12 protein-coding genes are annotated in these 15,447 nt (G+C 65.7%); 2 read left to right on the top strand and 10 right to left on the bottom strand.

Annotation, left to right across the window (positions count from 1 at the left end; translation table 11 throughout):
- The first annotated feature begins 83 nt into the window (after positions 1-83).
- Complete coding sequence (locus tag LVJ94_36405; GenBank protein ID WXB02385.1) at positions 84-3,707, top strand: hypothetical protein; 3,624 nt, start codon at positions 84-86, stop codon at positions 3,705-3,707.
- 1 nt (position 3,708) lies between these two features.
- Here LVJ94_36405 and LVJ94_36400 read toward each other — a convergent pair whose 3' ends face one another.
- On the bottom strand, positions 3,709-4,338 hold the full coding sequence (locus tag LVJ94_36400; GenBank protein ID WXB02384.1) for a TetR family transcriptional regulator: 630 nt from the start codon (positions 4,336-4,338) through the stop codon (positions 3,709-3,711).
- Positions 4,335-5,147, bottom strand: a complete 813-nt coding sequence (locus LVJ94_36395) for a DUF2236 domain-containing protein (protein WXB02383.1) — start codon at positions 5,145-5,147, stop codon at positions 4,335-4,337. The genes LVJ94_36400 and LVJ94_36395 overlap by 4 nt, the downstream gene beginning before the upstream one ends.
- Before the next feature lie 69 nt (positions 5,148-5,216).
- On the opposite strand from LVJ94_36395, the gene LVJ94_36390 reads away from it, so the two are divergent.
- The gene (locus LVJ94_36390; GenBank protein WXB02382.1) at positions 5,217-6,440 is read left to right on the top strand and encodes a hypothetical protein; all 1,224 of its coding nucleotides are present in this window, start codon (positions 5,217-5,219) and stop codon (positions 6,438-6,440) included.
- Here the strand turns inward: LVJ94_36390 and rodA are convergent, their stop codons facing one another.
- The 8 genes from rodA to LVJ94_36350 all read right to left on the bottom strand — a co-directional run bounded on the left by rodA (position 6,441) and on the right by LVJ94_36350 (position 15,438).
- Positions 6,441-7,577, bottom strand: a complete 1,137-nt coding sequence (rodA, locus tag LVJ94_36385) for a rod shape-determining protein RodA (GenBank protein ID WXB02381.1) — start codon at positions 7,575-7,577, stop codon at positions 6,441-6,443.
- Entirely contained in the window at positions 7,574-9,736 is a 2,163-nt protein-coding gene (mrdA, locus tag LVJ94_36380; protein ID WXB02380.1) for a penicillin-binding protein 2, read from the bottom strand. The genes rodA and mrdA overlap by 4 nt, the downstream gene beginning before the upstream one ends.
- The gene (gene mreD, locus LVJ94_36375) at positions 9,733-10,257 is read right to left on the bottom strand and encodes a rod shape-determining protein MreD (protein ID WXB02379.1); all 525 of its coding nucleotides are present in this window, start codon (positions 10,255-10,257) and stop codon (positions 9,733-9,735) included. The genes mrdA and mreD overlap by 4 nt, the downstream gene beginning before the upstream one ends.
- A gap of 2 nt (positions 10,258-10,259) precedes the next feature.
- Positions 10,260-11,147, bottom strand: a complete 888-nt coding sequence (mreC, locus tag LVJ94_36370) for a rod shape-determining protein MreC (protein WXB02378.1) — start codon at positions 11,145-11,147, stop codon at positions 10,260-10,262.
- Positions 11,148-11,164: 17 nt separating this feature from the next.
- The gene (locus LVJ94_36365; GenBank protein WXB02377.1) at positions 11,165-12,199 is read right to left on the bottom strand and encodes a rod shape-determining protein; all 1,035 of its coding nucleotides are present in this window, start codon (positions 12,197-12,199) and stop codon (positions 11,165-11,167) included.
- Between the two features lie 25 nt (positions 12,200-12,224).
- Positions 12,225-12,386, bottom strand: a complete 162-nt coding sequence (gene rpmG / locus LVJ94_36360; GenBank protein ID WXB02376.1) for a 50S ribosomal protein L33 — start codon at positions 12,384-12,386, stop codon at positions 12,225-12,227.
- Positions 12,387-12,634: 248 nt separating this feature from the next.
- A complete protein-coding gene (locus tag LVJ94_36355; GenBank protein WXB02375.1) occupies positions 12,635-13,267 on the bottom strand; it encodes an RNA-binding protein in 633 nt (210 codons plus the stop codon).
- 521 nt (positions 13,268-13,788) lie between these two features.
- Positions 13,789-15,438 (bottom strand): HAMP domain-containing histidine kinase, encoded by a 1,650-nt coding sequence (locus LVJ94_36350; protein WXB02374.1) that lies wholly within the window; start codon positions 15,436-15,438, stop codon positions 13,789-13,791.
- Positions 15,439-15,447: the final 9 nt, after the last annotated feature.

Here is a 15,447-nt window from a genome sequence, read left to right as displayed (position 1 = left end):
AATAGTGAAGCTCAAGTAGAGCTTGGCTCGGGCCATCTGAACACACTGCGTGTAAACATTTCGTCTGCACGCGGAGGTGTTTCATGCGCACGTGCTTCGCACTGGCCAGCTTGGGCACGCTCACGGCCGTGGGCTGCGTGGACTTCAATACGGCGCGGACGCCGCCGCCGCGGGGAACGGTGGGGGAGGAGCTCTATGGGCTCCTTTGCGATCGCGTGGCGGCGCAAGCCATCCGCGAGGACCTGACCGGCGCTTCGTTCGCGGGCGTTTGCCACAAGCGCGCGGATGGCACGTACTCCGACGCCGTCGACACGAGCAAGCTGCCGGCCATCGACGACCCGGCGGTGCGTGCGCGGCAGCTCGGGCGCGTGCATGCGATGGTTCGACGGCGCGGATCGCTCATCGCGGCGTTCGACGCGACGTTTCCCGATGTGCGCGTGCCGGTGGTCGACGAGAAGAATGGGGACCCGAAGCGCACGTGCGACCGTCTCGACGATGCGTCCATCGGCGATCGCGGAAAGCTCACGCAGCAGCTGTCGGACATGCTGGGCAAACTCATCGAGCTGTACACCGACGGGACGATTCCGCGGACGACGCAGGCGATGGCCGGCATCATGAACGACGTGGGCGCCGCCGCCGACACGCGCGCCGCGCTCGCGCGCTTCCAAGATCGACGCGGCTACAAGCCCGAGTCGGTCGCCATGGGGGCGTCGCGCGCCTTCATCGGGTATCCGCGGCTGCGCGATCTGGCGAATGCCTCGTTGCGGCTTCTTTCGCACGACTCGGATCCTTATGCCGAGGATGCACCACGCGATGGCGACGGAAAACGCGTGCCCGTGCCAGGGCCGGCGCACGCATCGTTCGCGAAGCTGCTCGAGGTCGCGCACGAGGAGCTTCGCACCTTTGCGCCCGATCCGACGCCGCCGGCGCTTTCGTCGCGCATCGATGCGGCGGTGCGGCCGATCCTGTCGCGCCCGCGCACGACGCTCGAGGTGGTGCAGCAGCTCGTCCAGATGCACGATCCGGTGTACGCGCAAGGCGACGCTCCGCTCTACCTGGTGCAGCGCGATGCTGACGGCAACGCGCAGCTTCTCGCCGCCAATCGCACGACGGCGCCATCCCCGTTTCCTTCGGTGAACGACGAGGCGGCGGCGCGCGACGCATTTGGACGCGCGCTCATCGCGAAGGGTGGAGCTCCGCTCTATGCGACCATCGACACGTCGCGCACGTTCTCCAATGCGCTGATGAAGAACCTGCCGCCGCTCTTGGATACGCAGCACGGGGCATTGATGGACATGTTGGGCGGGCTCGAGGTGCTCTTCGGTGCGCGCGACGGGGCCTACACCTCCAAGCGGACGTATGGGGCCGTGTCCGTGGGGTACGACGCATACCGCCGTGAAGCGTCCCCGCTGCTCGATCTGGTGTGGGCGCTCGGCGCCATCCTCGGGGATCCCAGCGGGGACGATCTGCTCGCGTTGACGCAGAACCTCGTGAGCGAGCACCTCGCGGATCTGGCGCGCACCACGAACACCGCCCTCGCCATGGACGCCGTGGCCGATCGGCATCCCGAGGCGCGGCTTCCGCGAACGTCGACCCTGTGGGACGACGTGCTGGACGTCTTGGTCGAGATCCAGAGGGTGCCGGGACTCTTGGAAGGGCTCCTCGAAGCGCTTTCGCAAGACGACACTGCGGCGATCGGGGACACGTTTGCAAACTACATGAAGTACACGGACATGGTCTCCTACGACCGGGACCACATCAACGCCTCGGCCTACAACGGCGGGATGCCCTACAACCTGACGACCCACTCCGCGGCGCCGCCGCGCACGCCGGTCAATCGCGCGCAATCGGATACGGGGTACAACCGCAGCATCTTTCAGCGCATTGGGCAGCTGGTGACGGACGCCGACGGTGTGGCCGTTTGCAACAAAGCCAACGGTGTGTTGCATGCGACGGTGCTCGGGCTCGACGTCCCCATCCCGACCGGGGCCGAGTGCTCCTTTGCGAAGATCGACAATTTGGCCATCGCGTTCACGCAGGCCATCGCGGGCAAGGCGTACCTTCACGTGCGCAACGATGCGGCGCGCCTGTTGGCGAACGTGCAGCTCATCGAGGCATCGAGCGGCCTGACCGGCTTTTGGGACGGCCCCTCGAGCAAGACGTTGCGCCCTCGGCCCGAGTTTGCGACGCGCCTCGTCTTCTGGGATCGCCACGATACGAAGAATGCGAAGACGACGCGTTTCATCAACGACCTGTTCGACGTGGCGGGCACGTCGCGCTGTCCCGAGCGGCCCCTCGAGGATCCGTGCAACGAGAAGAACAAGGGGAGCCATGGCTGCGGCGGTGCACCGGCGAGCGAGCTCGAAGTGGCGCCGGACGGCATGATCCATGGCCTACGCCAGTGCGCGCCGGGCCAGACGTTGCTCGATCAAGACGACAACACGCTTTTCCTGGCCGAGCACTTCGGCTTCTATCCGCGCATCCGGCCCTTCGTCACGCCCTTCGTCGAGGCTCACCGCGAGGATCTCTTCGTCCGGCTCATCAAGACGTTCCATCGCCATTGGCCGAGCACGGAGCCCGGTTCTTCCTACGAGCCGCTGCTCATCGAGATGCTCCCGAGCGATCTGCTCCCCGCCGCGCGCGACATGCTTCGGACCTTGAAGAAGGTGAGCATTGCGCGCTGTACCAAGGTGGACCCCATATCGCGTGCCTGCACCGCGACGATGAAGGTCTCCGGTGTGGCGCTGCTCGCCGATGGGCTGCGGGCGCTTCTCGATCCGGCCCACGCCACTGCGCTCGGCGTCAAGAACCGCGACGGTAGCACGACCGGCCTGCGCAACGATGGCGCGCGCACACCGCAGGTGACGGAGCTCTACCTGCTCTTGCAAGCGCTCAACGGCTTCGATGACGCGTTCACGGCGTGGGGGGCGAAGCACCCGGGCGAGGATCGGCTCGCGGCATGGCGGCGCGCGCGGTCGCAGCTCGTGGACCAGTTTCTCACGGCGACGCCGTCGGCGTTTCGCAATGAGGTGACCCCCGTGTTCGTGCGGCAGGTGCTGCAACTTCTCCGCGAGCAGCGGCTGGCGCGCTGTCCCGAGGGCGCGTGCACGTGGGCTCGCGAGGAGCTCGTGCGCAACCTCGGTGCGACAACCAGCGGGCCGCTCTTCGCGTCGCTCATCGACGTGCTCTCCGCCATCCGCAGCGATCCCGCAGGCCGCGCCGAGCTCGAGAAACTCTTGCTCTACTTGACCGATCCCGCGTCGCCCAACGACGCGCGCAGCACCATGCTCACCAGCCTGGTCGACTTTCCGCAGATCCTCGCGGACGATGGAGTTGCGCCGCTCATCCGCACCATGTCGACGACCACCGATGCCGTGGATGCGGTGACCGCGCTTCTTGCTCGACTGAGCGGGCGCGCCTTCGACCGCGATGGCGTGGAAAACTGCGGACGCGAGTTGGATCCGAACCAAGTGCTCACCATGGCCTTGCAAAACCTGGTGACGCCGATGGCTGGCCGCCCGCTCCAGGCACCGCTGGACGTCATTCTGGACGCGATCAACGAAGTGAATCGTTCCGACCCCGACGACACATCGAACCTGCGCGAGGACGACTACGCGAGCGTCACCCGCAACGTGAGCGAGTTTCTGATCGACCCGCAGCGTGGGCTGGAGCAATTCTACGAAATCGTCCGAAACGGCGTGAAGTAAGTCACGAAACGGGAACCCACGCGCGCACCCACTTGACGATGTAGCGCCGCGCGAACGCGCGCATCTGCTTCTCGCTCGAGAGGTCCACGGCGCCCTTCGGCGTGAGCAAGAACGACACGGTCATGCGCACGAGCACCTCCGCAAGAGGGACGGCAGTCGCGTGATCCAGTTCGCGCGTCTTCCGCCGCAGCCGGTCGGCGAGGAAGGCCGTGGCGGTTGCCAAGATGGGGGATGCATCGAGCGTGAAGTACGGAAGGATGACCTCCGGCTCCGTCGCCAGCAGGCCCGTGACCAACGGGTGCGCGCGGCCGATTTGCAAGGTGCGCACGAAGCCTTCCACCAGCGCATCCTCCAGCGAAGCCTCGTGCAGGCCGTCCTCGATTTTCGCAAAGGCGAGGCGCGCTTCGCGCAGCATGACCGCCTGCGTGAGCTCGGCCTTGTTCGGAAAGCGCCGGTACACCGTAATGCGGGAGATGCCCGCGCGCTTGGCCACGTCCTCCATGCTCGTGCGCCGCAGCCCGACCAGCGCGAAGTGATCGCGGGCCGCGTCCAGGATGCGCGCGCCTACGTCGTCGTCCTCTTTTTGGGCATCGACGGGCGGTGCCGCCTTCGACTTGGCCGAGGCCTTCATGTGCGGGCTGCGCGCGCGAACGCCGCCTGGGCTGCGGGATGGTAGCGATGCCGCGAGGGAACGAGGGCCCACCCCGCACGCACGGCCACCTCGAACATGCGCAGTGCGGCGCCATCGGTCGCGCTCCAGTGCAGACCCCAGCGTTCGCGAAGGACTTCCGGCAGGAGCCCGACGGTGACGAAATGGTTGAACGCGCCCGCGGTTCGGAACGCGGGGGTCCAGCGATCGTGCCAGCCGGGCGGTGGCGGCGTGGAGCTCTTGATGTACGCGAGAAGGCCCTTGGCCGTCTCGGTATGTTCGAGTTTTCGTTCGAGCATGTCCCGATAGTAAGAAAAGAAGTCCTCGAGGTGGCGCGGAAGATCGTCGTCGGTGACGCCATACATGTGGCCGAGCACACGGAACTCGTCGTAGAGCTTCGCCATCTCGAGGCGGTCGAGCGGGCGCGCGAAGTGTTGGCACATGCACGCGAGCGACTCGAACGTCGTCGCATGCACCCAGGCGAATGCGCCGGGTTCGAGCGCATGCCACGCGTGACCGTGCGCATCGACCCCGCGGATGCGTTCGTGCATTTTGCGCAGTGCGCGGGCGGCTTCGAGGGCGCGCTCTTCACCGTAGACGATGCCGTACGTCGTGGCGAGCGTGCGTGCCAAGCGGGCGTAAGGGTTCTTCTGGTAGTCCGAAAATTGCGCGACCCCTGCGCTCACCGTCGGGTGCGCAACCTGAAGGCAAAGCGCCCTTCCCGCGACGAAGTGGATGCGCCGATCGCCAGCAAACTTCCACACGAGCGAACCCGGTCCCAGCGTCCTCATGGCCAGCGCCCCTTTCGTCAGGAATGATACAAAGGTATAATTAATGTATCATCGTGTCAAAACGGCGCGATGCCGCGGACCGGCTTGCGCGGCCAAGGGACGCGACCCACGCTCGAAGAGGTGGCCGAGAGTCCTTCTTCTTCCATCGATGGGATGCAGGTATGGACCGGTGGGCACCCGGCGCTGGCGCGATGGCTCTCGATGTCGACCCTGATGGCAGGGCTCGTCTGGTGGATGGATCTGCTGCCCGCCCCGCTCATCATCGTCGCGTGGACGTTCGGCGTGCTTCGAAGTGCGGAGCCCGTCCGCAAGAAGGGCGTCCTCTCCATCGATGCGCGCGGCGTGTTTCTCGACGGTGCCATGGTGGCGTCGCGGCATGCGGTCGTGCTGGCTTTTCGGCCGGTGCCCGTCGATCCGAATCGGGTGCGCATCGCATGCGGGACCGCCCGAGCGCCGATCGACATCGAGGCGCCGGACGCGCCGTCGGCGACCCGCATCCTGATGGCTTTGGGGACGGCCGATCCCCAGCGCTCGAGGACGGCTGCATTCGTCGGGACGAACCTCGCGTACCCCGAAGCCCCGGCCACCATTGCCATGGCGGCCGCGGGATGGATCATCGCAGCCCTGTCGCCGTTTCCCGCGCTGGCCGACGTTCCTCAGCTGGGTGGTCTCGCATTCGTGATCGCCGGTTCGATCGTGGTGCCGTACCTCATGCGCGTACGACTCGAGATCGGCGCCGACGGGCTCTTGTTGATCGACCGGCACGGCCCGCGGTTCGTGGCCTATGCGAACCTCGACGAGGTCGTCGAGGGCAAAGGCAAGCTCACGATTGCGCTGCGCTCGGGCGCGCCGATTTCGATTCGCTTTCCCTCCTCGGAGAGCGGCGGGCAAGCCGCGGAGGTCCGTGCGCGTGTGTACGATGCGCTGCAGCAGGCGCGGGCGCGCGGGGGCGGGCGAGGGGAGACGCACGCGCTGCTTGCGCGCGGTGGGCGCGACGTCAAATCGTGGATGCACGCGGCTGCCGCGCTGACCAGTGCGGAGGCGGATCACTACCGGATCGCCGCGGTGACGCACCAAGAGCTATGGGACAAGGTCGAAAATGGTTCTGTCGCGCCGACGGTGCGCATCGGTGCCGCGTTGGCCCTGCGGCCCGTGCTCGATGCCGACGGCCGTGAACGCCTTCGCATCGCCTCCATGGCCAGCGTCGCCCCGGAGGTGCGCACCTCCTTCACGGCCATCGCCGAGGCGGAGGACGAGACCCTGCTGGAGTCGAAACTCAGGCGCGTGGAATGATCAGTCGTCGAAGCCGCGGCGGCTCGGTGTGACGGCGTAGCGGCGCATGGCCACGTTCATGAGCAGGCCGATGCCGAGCAGAATCGTGAGCACGCTGGAGCCGCCGTAGGAGAACAGCGGCAGGGTGACGCCGACGACGGGGAGGATGCCGACGACCATGCCGAGGTTGAAGAACGCGTGCCAGAAGATGAGCGCGCCGACACCGATGGCCAAAACGGCGCCAAAGCGATCCTTCGCGGTGGCGGCGATGCGGATGGCCCAGATCACCAGGAAGGCATAGAGGAAGACGAGCACGAGACCGCCGAAGAATCCCCAGTCCTCGGCGAACACGGCGAAGGGAAAGTCCGAGTGCTGGTCGGGCAAGAACTGGAACTGGTTCTGCGTGCCGCGCATGAAGCCTTGGCCGCCCCAACCGCCGTTGCCGATGGCCACCCGCGCATGGTGCGCCTGCCATTCGGAGCCGAGCAGGTTCTTCTCCGGATCGAGAAAGGCGGTGATGCGCCGCTTTTGGTAATCCTTGAGCACGTACGTCCACAGCACCGGGAGCAGCACGGCGCCGCCGATGACCAAGGTGACGATGCTCTTCCACTGGATGCGGGTGAGCGCGCAAATCGAGACGAAGATGAGCCCGAGGATGAGCGCGGTCCCGAGGTCGGGCTGCTTGAGCACGAGCAACGTCGGCACGCCGGCGATCATGGCGGGAAGCACCAGATCGGTGAGGCGGCGGCCTTCGCTCTTCGGGTCGTCGTGAAGGTACTTGGCCAGGGCGATGATGAGGAAAAGCTTCATGAACTCGCTCGGCTGAAAGCCGAACGAGCCAAAGTAGATCCACCGTGACGAGCCGCGGATGTCGCGCCCCAGCACGAACACGAGCAAGAGCAGGACGATGCCGAAGGCGTACAGCGCATACCCAAAGCGCTCGTAGTGCCGGTAGTCGATGACCGCGATGGCGGTGGCGAGGATGCCCCCGCCCACGAACCAGTAGACCTGCTGGATGTACAGATCGGACAGGGACGCTTTGGCGACGCTCGTCGCGGAGTACAGGTTGACGACGCCGATGACGCCGAGGCCGCTGATGATGAGAAAGAGCGTCCAGTCGAAATGATCGCGCGGACGCGTGAGCATCCGGCCGATCATGGTGCCGGAGGCTCCGTGGGCGTGGCGGGATCTTCCAGCATCGAAGGATCCGTCGTGACCGGTGCCGGGGCAGGGGGCGGCGGCGGGGGAGGCTCCGCAGGCTTGGGCGCTGCGGCGGCGTTGCCGTGGGCACCGGCGGCCGGCGTGTTCGTGCTCTTCGAGGTGCGCGGCGGCGGACGGCCCGCACGTGCGGCGCTGATGCGTGCGTAGTCGCGGATGATGTTGATCGCGATCGGCGCGGCGATGGTCGGACCTGCGCCGCCGTGCTCGACGAGCACGACCACCGCGATTTCCGGCGCGCGCGACGGGTAGTACGAGACGAACCACGCGTGGTCCTTCTGGTAGTACCAAGCGCGCTTCGGATCGTCTTCCGGCGGCTTGCGCACTTCGTTCTGTGCGGTGCCCGTCTTGCCGGAGACCTCGAGAAAGTCGTCGCGCACGGCGTACGCCGTGCCCTTGGGGTCGTTCACCACGGACCAGAGCGAGTCGGTCACGCGCTGCAGGTTCTCCGGTGCGATCTTCACCTTTTGGCGCACGCGCGGCGGGAAATCTTGCTCCACGGAGCCGTCGCTCGCCTCCACCGTGCGCACGATCTGGGGCAGGTACAGCGTACCGCCGTTGGCCAGCGCCGCGTACGCGAGCCCGAGCTGCAGCGGCGTGACGGCGGTGTCACCCTGCCCGATGGCGGTGTTCAACGCGAAGCCGATACGGTACTGCCCGCGGTAGCGCAGCGCGTACCACGAGCGCGTAGGAATGCGCCCCGAGGCCTCCGGATTGACGCCGATGCCGGTGCGCACGCCCAGGCCGAACTCGTGGGCGATGTTGGCCATGCGGTCCATACCGACGGCCTGGGCGAGCTTGAAGAAGTAGATGTTGCACGACTCGCCGATGGCCTCGCGCATGTTCACGCGCCCGTGCACGTGCTTGCAGTGAAAGACGCGGCGCCCGAAGTAGAGGTAGCCGTCGCAACGCTCGCGCTCGTCCGGGTTGACCGTCTTGTCCTCGAGGCCTGCGAGTGCCGAGAACGGCTTGAAGGTCGAACCTGGTTGGAACGCACCGCTCATCGCCTTGTCGAGCATGGGGCGCAGCGGATCGTCGCGCAGTTTGCGCATCGTCTCGCGGAAACGTTCCTTGCCGCCACCGCCGGAGAGGTCGTTCGGGTCGAAGTCGGGCTTCGAGTACAAGCCGAGCAGCCTGCCCGTGCGCACGTCGATGACGACCGCCGCACCGGCCAGCTGCGCGCGCATGGCCTTCTCGATGCCCTGCTCCAGCTCGATGTCGATGGTGACGCGCAGATCGCGCCCCGGGATGGGCTCCTGCCTCGCCGGTGCGTCGATGAGGCGCGCGGCCTCGGGGCCGGTGCGGTAGCGGCCGTGCGCATCGACGACGCGCTTCTCCCAGCCGCGCTGCCCGCGCAACGTGCTCTCGAAGGCGCGCTCGATGCCCGTGGCGCCGAACTGATCCCCCGCCTCGTAGCCGAGCGGGTTGACCTTCTGGCGCTCGGCGAGCTGCATTGACTCGTACCCTTCGGGGCGGAAGCGCTCGAGCGTCTCCGCGTCGATTTCCGTGACGTAGCCGAGCGCGTGCGAGCCCAGGTTCTTGTACGGGTAGTAGCGCACGGGCGCGCTCACCACCTCGACGCCGGGAAGCTCGACTTGGTGCTGCTTGACCTCGGCGACGATGTCGCGCGACAGGTCTTCGCGCACCAAGATGGATCGCCAGCACGGCGACTTGTTCTCGTCGGTGCGGCAGGCGTTGCGAATGCGTTCGTCGAATCGGGAGCGCTCGTCCGGGTTCAAGCGCAAGGTCTCCGCGATTTTCGGCCAGCTATCCGGCTCGTCGGCCTCGGAGCTGCCGCGCCGGATGGGGCGCGCGCTGGGCATCACACGGCCCGGGACGATGTACACGTTGTAGGCGGGGCGGCTCGAGGCGAGGATCTTTCCCTGCGAATCGCGGATGACGCCGCGGGTGGTCGCCAGGGTGACGCGGCGGATGATGTTCTCGTGCGCGATGCCCGCGAACTTCGTGTTGTCGATCACCTGCAGCTGGAAGAGTCGCACGATGACCGCCAAGAAGGCGACGAGCACGACCAGGACGAAATACTTGTAGCGCCTGCGGAACTCACCGACGTCCGAGCGTGTGACGAGAAGATCGCTCATGTGCCCCTCGCTTCGACGTGCGATGCCGTCGACGTGGCCGAGTGCAACCTGCGCGAGACTCGGAAGACGAGCGGCGCGATGGCGGCGGTGGCGAGCGCGTGCGGCAGCGCCATGGGGTAGATCGCGCGCGGGACGTAGGCATCGCGGCCGAAGATGGCGATGAGACCGAGCACCATCACGCTATGCACCAACGTTGCGACGAGGGCGAGGGCCACTTGCATGAGCACCGTCTGCGCGGCGAGGCGCACGCCGGCGGCACGCACCAGGACGAAAATGGCCACGTAGGTGAAGGTGTAGAGCCCCACCGGCGCGATGCCCACGAGATCGGTCGCGTAGCCGAGCACGAACGCCACGCCCGCACCTCGCGCGAGCGAATACTCGTGCACGCCCATGAAGAGGATGAGCGGCAGCACCAGCGAAGGAACGAGCCCGGGCACGTGCACCCACCAGAGCACGCGATACAGGTTGCTCTGGACGAGGAGGAGGAGCATGCCAGCCAGGAAGAACGCCGTATTGCGCATGGCTATTTCTGCCTCGTGTTCTGCGAGGCACTGCGCGGCGACGAATCGAGTGATTCCTCCGCGGGAGGCGTGACGAGGATGAGCACGGTGTCCAGTCGCGAGAAATTGACCGTGGGGGAAGCCTCCACCTCTTGATCGCGGCCGAGCTCGCGTTTGACGACCTTGGTGACCTTCGCCACCGGGATGCCGCGGGGAAACCACTTGCCCTTGCCGCTGGTGACCATGAGGTCGCCCACTTGCACTTCGTCGCGTGCGTCGACCATCTCGACTTTGCACGCGTAGCGCGCGGGGTCGCCCGTGCCGCGCACGAACCCGCGTGCGTGGGTGCGCTCGTCCTCCACGTCGATGCCGAAGGCGGCATCCACGGAGAGCTGCACGTCGACTTCGTCGCCATTGACGCGAACCACGGCGCCCACGACCCCGTCGGGCGAGATGACCGGTTGATGCACGCGGATGTCGCGTGAGCCGCGGTCGAGCACCACACGCGTCACCCGGAAAAACTCGGTGAAATCTTTGGCGACCACCAGCGCGCTGACCGTGTCCGCCGGCGTCGTCTCGCGAAGCTGCAAGAGGCGGCGCAGCTCCTGGTTCTCCACCTGCTGCGCGGAGAGCTTTTGCACCTGTTCGCGCAGGCGAGCGTTCTCGTACGAGAGCCGATCCTGGTCGGCTTTGACGTCGACCAGGTACACGTAGTCGCTCACCACGTGCGAGATCCCGCGCGCCAAGGTGGCGGCGCCGTATTCGATGGGCGCGCTGATACGCAGAATGACGCGGTCCAGAGGGTTCAAGTTCTCCGGCTTCTTCATATTCGAACGAAGAAAGAAGAACGGCACCGTCAGCAGGACGACGACGATCGCGATATCTCGGTAGCGTTTGAGGGCAGGGGACATCGACTACGGCCCCATTCCTACCCGATGGTGACTTCCTTCAGAAGTTCCATGTGATCCAAGGTCTTGCCGCTGCCGAGCACGACGGCGCTGATCGGATCGTCGCAAACCATCACGGGCAGGCCCGTCTCTTCGCGCAAGAGCACATCGAGGTTCGACAAAAGCGCACCACCACCGGTGAGCACGATGCCCTTGTCCACGATGTCGGCCGCGAGTTCCGGCGGCGTCTTCTCCAAGGCGAGGAGCACGGCCTCGACGATGGAGTTGGTCGGCTCGGTGAGCGCCTCGCGGATCTCGTCGGAGTTGACGATGACCGTCTTGGGGACGCCCGCGACCAAGTCGCGACCTTTGACCTCGGTGGTGAGCTGCGTGTCGAGCGGGTAGGCGTTGCCGACCTGCATCTTGATGCGCTCGGCCGTTTGCTCGCCGATGGCCAAGTTGTACTTGCGCTTCAAATACGCGCTGATCGCTTCGTCCATCTTGTCGCCGCCGACGCGCACGCTCTGCGAGTAGACGATGCCGGCCAGTGAGATGACCGCGACCTCGGTGGTGCCTCCACCGATGTCGACGACCATGTTTCCGCTTGGCTCGGTGATGGGCAGGCCCGCGCCGATCGCGGCGGCCATGGGCTCTTCGATCAAATAGACTTCGCGCGCACCGGCGCTTTCCGCGCTTTCCTTCACTGCGCGCTTCTCGACTTCGGTGATGCCGAAGGGGACGCAGATGATGATGCGCGGTTTGACGAGGGTGCGGCGGTTGTGGGCCCGCGCGATGAAATACCGAAGCATGGCTTCGGTGATCTCGAAGTCGGCAATGACGCCGTCACGCAACGGGCGCACCGCCCGGATATTTCCTGGCGTGCGCCCGAGCATTTCCTTGGCCTCGCGGCCAACGGCGAGCACTTTGTTGCCACCGCGGGCATCGCGCTGGACCGCCACGACGGACGGTTCGCACGAGACGATGCCTTTACCCTTCACATAGATGAGGGTATTCGCGGTCCCGAGATCGATCGCGAGGTCGTTCGAGAACAGGCCGTGGAGCCAGTCGAAGATCATCTCGCGTGTTCACTCCAATGGGCTATCAGCCCTTAGAGATCTTTCCCTCTTTGTGCGGGAAGTGCTTCCGGCAGACCGGGCAGAACTTCTTCATCTCGAACTTTTCGGACATGGTCCGCTTGTTCTTGGTCGTCGTGTAATTGGCGCGGCTGCAATTGCCGCAGGTCATCTTGATGATGTCGCGCATGGCTTTTCCAGTGAGAGGCGGCGCACAATACGCCCGTTGGGCCTCAAGTCAAGCGATAGGCGCTGCCCACGCTTGGATACATGAGGAGCTAGAGTCTCCGGCGCATCGAGCGCCAATGGAAACGCCGGCAGATGCGCCGGCGTTCCCCACTACGTCAGAAACGTGATGTCAGAAGCTTTTCTCGGGGGCTTGGGGAGGCGGAGCCCCCCAAATCCTGCTTCATTGCGAAGCAGCCCCCCAAAACCTGACTAATCGTCGTCGCCGGTGCTCCAATCGTCGTCGCGTCCACCGCGACCATCGTCACGCTCGAAACGGCGCTTGCGCGGACCGTCTTCGTTGTGCCCCGTGTGCTTCTTGCGACGTTCGTCGAAGGTCTTTCGCTGCTGGGGAGGAGGGGGACCACCACCGCCGCCGCCACCGCCGCCGAAGCTGGCGCCCGGGTTGAAATACCCGCCGCCGCCACCGCCGCCGCCAAAACCACCACCGCCGCCGCCGCCATAGCCACCGCCGCCACCACCGAAACCGCCCTCGGGGCGGGCCGGACGCTCACCCTTGGGATGGGCAAGGTTGACGACCAAACGGCGACCGCGAAGATCGGCCGTCTTGAGCGAGTCGGCCGCTGTCTTGGCCGTCTCTGCACTCGCCATGGTCACGAAGCCGAAGCCGCGCTTGCGACCGTCCGCATCGGTGGGAAGATGCACGCGCAGCACTTCTCCCTGACCGTTGATAACGCCGTTGATCAGCGTTTCAATCTCTTGCTGCGTGCAGTCGTAGGGGAGATTGCCGACGTACAGGGTTCGGTCCGGGGCTGCGCCACCGCCGCCCGGTCCGCCGCCGCCTCCGCGAGGTCCGCTTCGGGGCCCACTACTGCTGGGTCCCATGCCAGGACCACCTTCACCGCGGCGAGGTGGCTCGGCTTGGAAGGGCCTCACGGAAATCGATTTCCCGGCCTGGATGGAGCCGTCGAGTGCATCGCGTGCACTCTGTGCCTCTCCAGACGTGGAAAGCGTTACGAAGCCGAAACCGCGTGGCCTACCCGTCTGCCGATCTTTTGGCAGACTGACGTTGACGACGGTGCCGCCTGTCGCTTCGAAGATTTGCTTCAATACATCTTCTGAAATGCTGTCGGGCAACCCCGCCACGAACAGCTTCGCTTCTTCATTCGGCATGACTCAAAAAAGACGGACCTCCCACTCCCAAAAAAGTGGCTACATAAAAGACGATATCTCGCGCACACATTAGGTCAACACGTTCATGGGTAAAAAAAGGGTGTGCTCGGTCGGGGCACGCCCCCAGGCATGTTTGGTTGCTTGGGCTTCCCGGTCATTGGAGGCCAAAAAGCGCGCGCGGCTCGATTTTTCCGCGGGCGCGGCAGGTCCAGGCGGTCGGATCCATACCGTTATTAAGCCGGAATGCTCAAGAGAAACGTGGATCCGCGCGTTTCGGACGCCTGCTCCGGCACTTCCTGCGATCGCGCGGGGCCTGGAGAGGCTGCGCTGGGCTCTACCCAAGCCCGTCCGCCGTGGCTTTCGGCGATGTGTTTGACCAACGCCAAGCCGATGCCGCTGCCGCGCGGCGGTGAACGCGACGAATCGCTCGAGGACGCTCCGTTCGACGTGGCACCACGAAAGAATCGCTCGAAGATGCGCTCGCGATCTTCGACGGGGACGCCGGGGCCGTGATCGATCACGCGAATCACGTTTTGGCGGCCCTCGCGCTCGGCGCGCACGTGCACGGTTTTGCCTCCGTAGGCGTACTTGAGCGCGTTGTCGATCAGGTTGATCACCGCCAACTGGATGGCGCGCTCGTCGATGCGTGATGCGGGAAGCGGTCTCTCCACGTCGACGACGATCTCGACCCCTTCGCGTTCGGCGCGGTGGCGGTAGACGCCGGCGGCGCGCGTTACGGCCTCGGCCACGTCGCCTTCCGCGAAGTCGTACGCGGCATCGCCGCCGCGTTCGGCGCGCGCAAAGTCGAGCACGTTTTCGATGAGGCTCGAGAGGCGTTCGCTCTCGTCGACGATGATCTTCAAGTACTCGTCGCGCTTCGCGTCGCTTGCGACGCGTCCCGAGTGGAGCATCTCGCCGAACATGCGGATCAGCGCGAGCGGTGTCTTCAATTCGTGGCTCACGTTGGCCACGAAGTCGCTCTTCATCGCGGACATGCGCCGTTCTTTCTCGGCGGCGACGAGGATGGTCGCGACGCCTGCGACGATGACCACGCAAGAGAGGAGAACCATGACCAGCTCGAGCAAGCGGCGGTTGGCGATGCTCGCCGCGTACTTCTCACTCGCCGAGGGCGAGACCTTCAGGCGCCAATTGTAGAGCGTCGTCGGGAACTTCACGTCGACGTTGAAGGGGCTGCTGCGGAGCGGCGGGCCGTAGATGATGCGTCCCTCTTCGTCGACGACGTTCACGCGGCTCGCCACCGTTTGCGGCGCCTCCGTGTAGAGGTTGGGCAGCACGTACTTCACGATGCGCCCGATGTCGTGCCACGCGACGACCGTGTAGCGGCGGCCATGGTAGATGCGCTGCCAATAGCTGAGGAGATAACTCTGGCCGCCGTAGACGCGGTGCAGGTGCCTCAGTTGATCCGGAGGCTGTGCTCCGAGCGCGCCGAGATCCATGTCGTTCATCATTTTCTGCACGAGCAGCCGGCGAAACGTCTCCTCGTCGGACCATGCGCTGGTGGCGCGCGATGCGAAGGCCAGCACATCCCGGTCTTCGTCGAGGACCAGGATGGCGCGCACCGTCGGCGTTTCGCGCTGGGCGGTGGGGAGCCATCGCTCGGTGAGTTCGAGAAGCTGCGATGGATCGGCGACGGCGAGGATGACGTTGTCCTGCTCGATGATGCGCTTGTCGAGGCGGTCGGCCTTTTCGGTGGCCAGGCCCAGGGTGGCCTCGAACACCGATTGCTGCCGCAGGTTCTCGATCTGGAGGGTGCTGCGAAAGGTGAAGTACGCGAGGATGCCGACGGCAATGACCACCGCCGGCAGGAGCACGAAGCTCACCAGGTGATCGCGTCGTCTTCGTTTCGCATCGGAACCAGCCACGACTCAGCC

The sequence above is a fragment of the Sorangiineae bacterium MSr11367 genome, assembly GCA_037157805.1.
Taxonomy (GTDB): Bacteria; Myxococcota_A; Polyangia; order Polyangiales; family Polyangiaceae; genus Pendulispora; species Pendulispora rubella.
The sequence above is the reverse complement of the archived record's forward strand: the minus strand, read 5'-3'. Positions and strand labels throughout refer to the sequence as shown.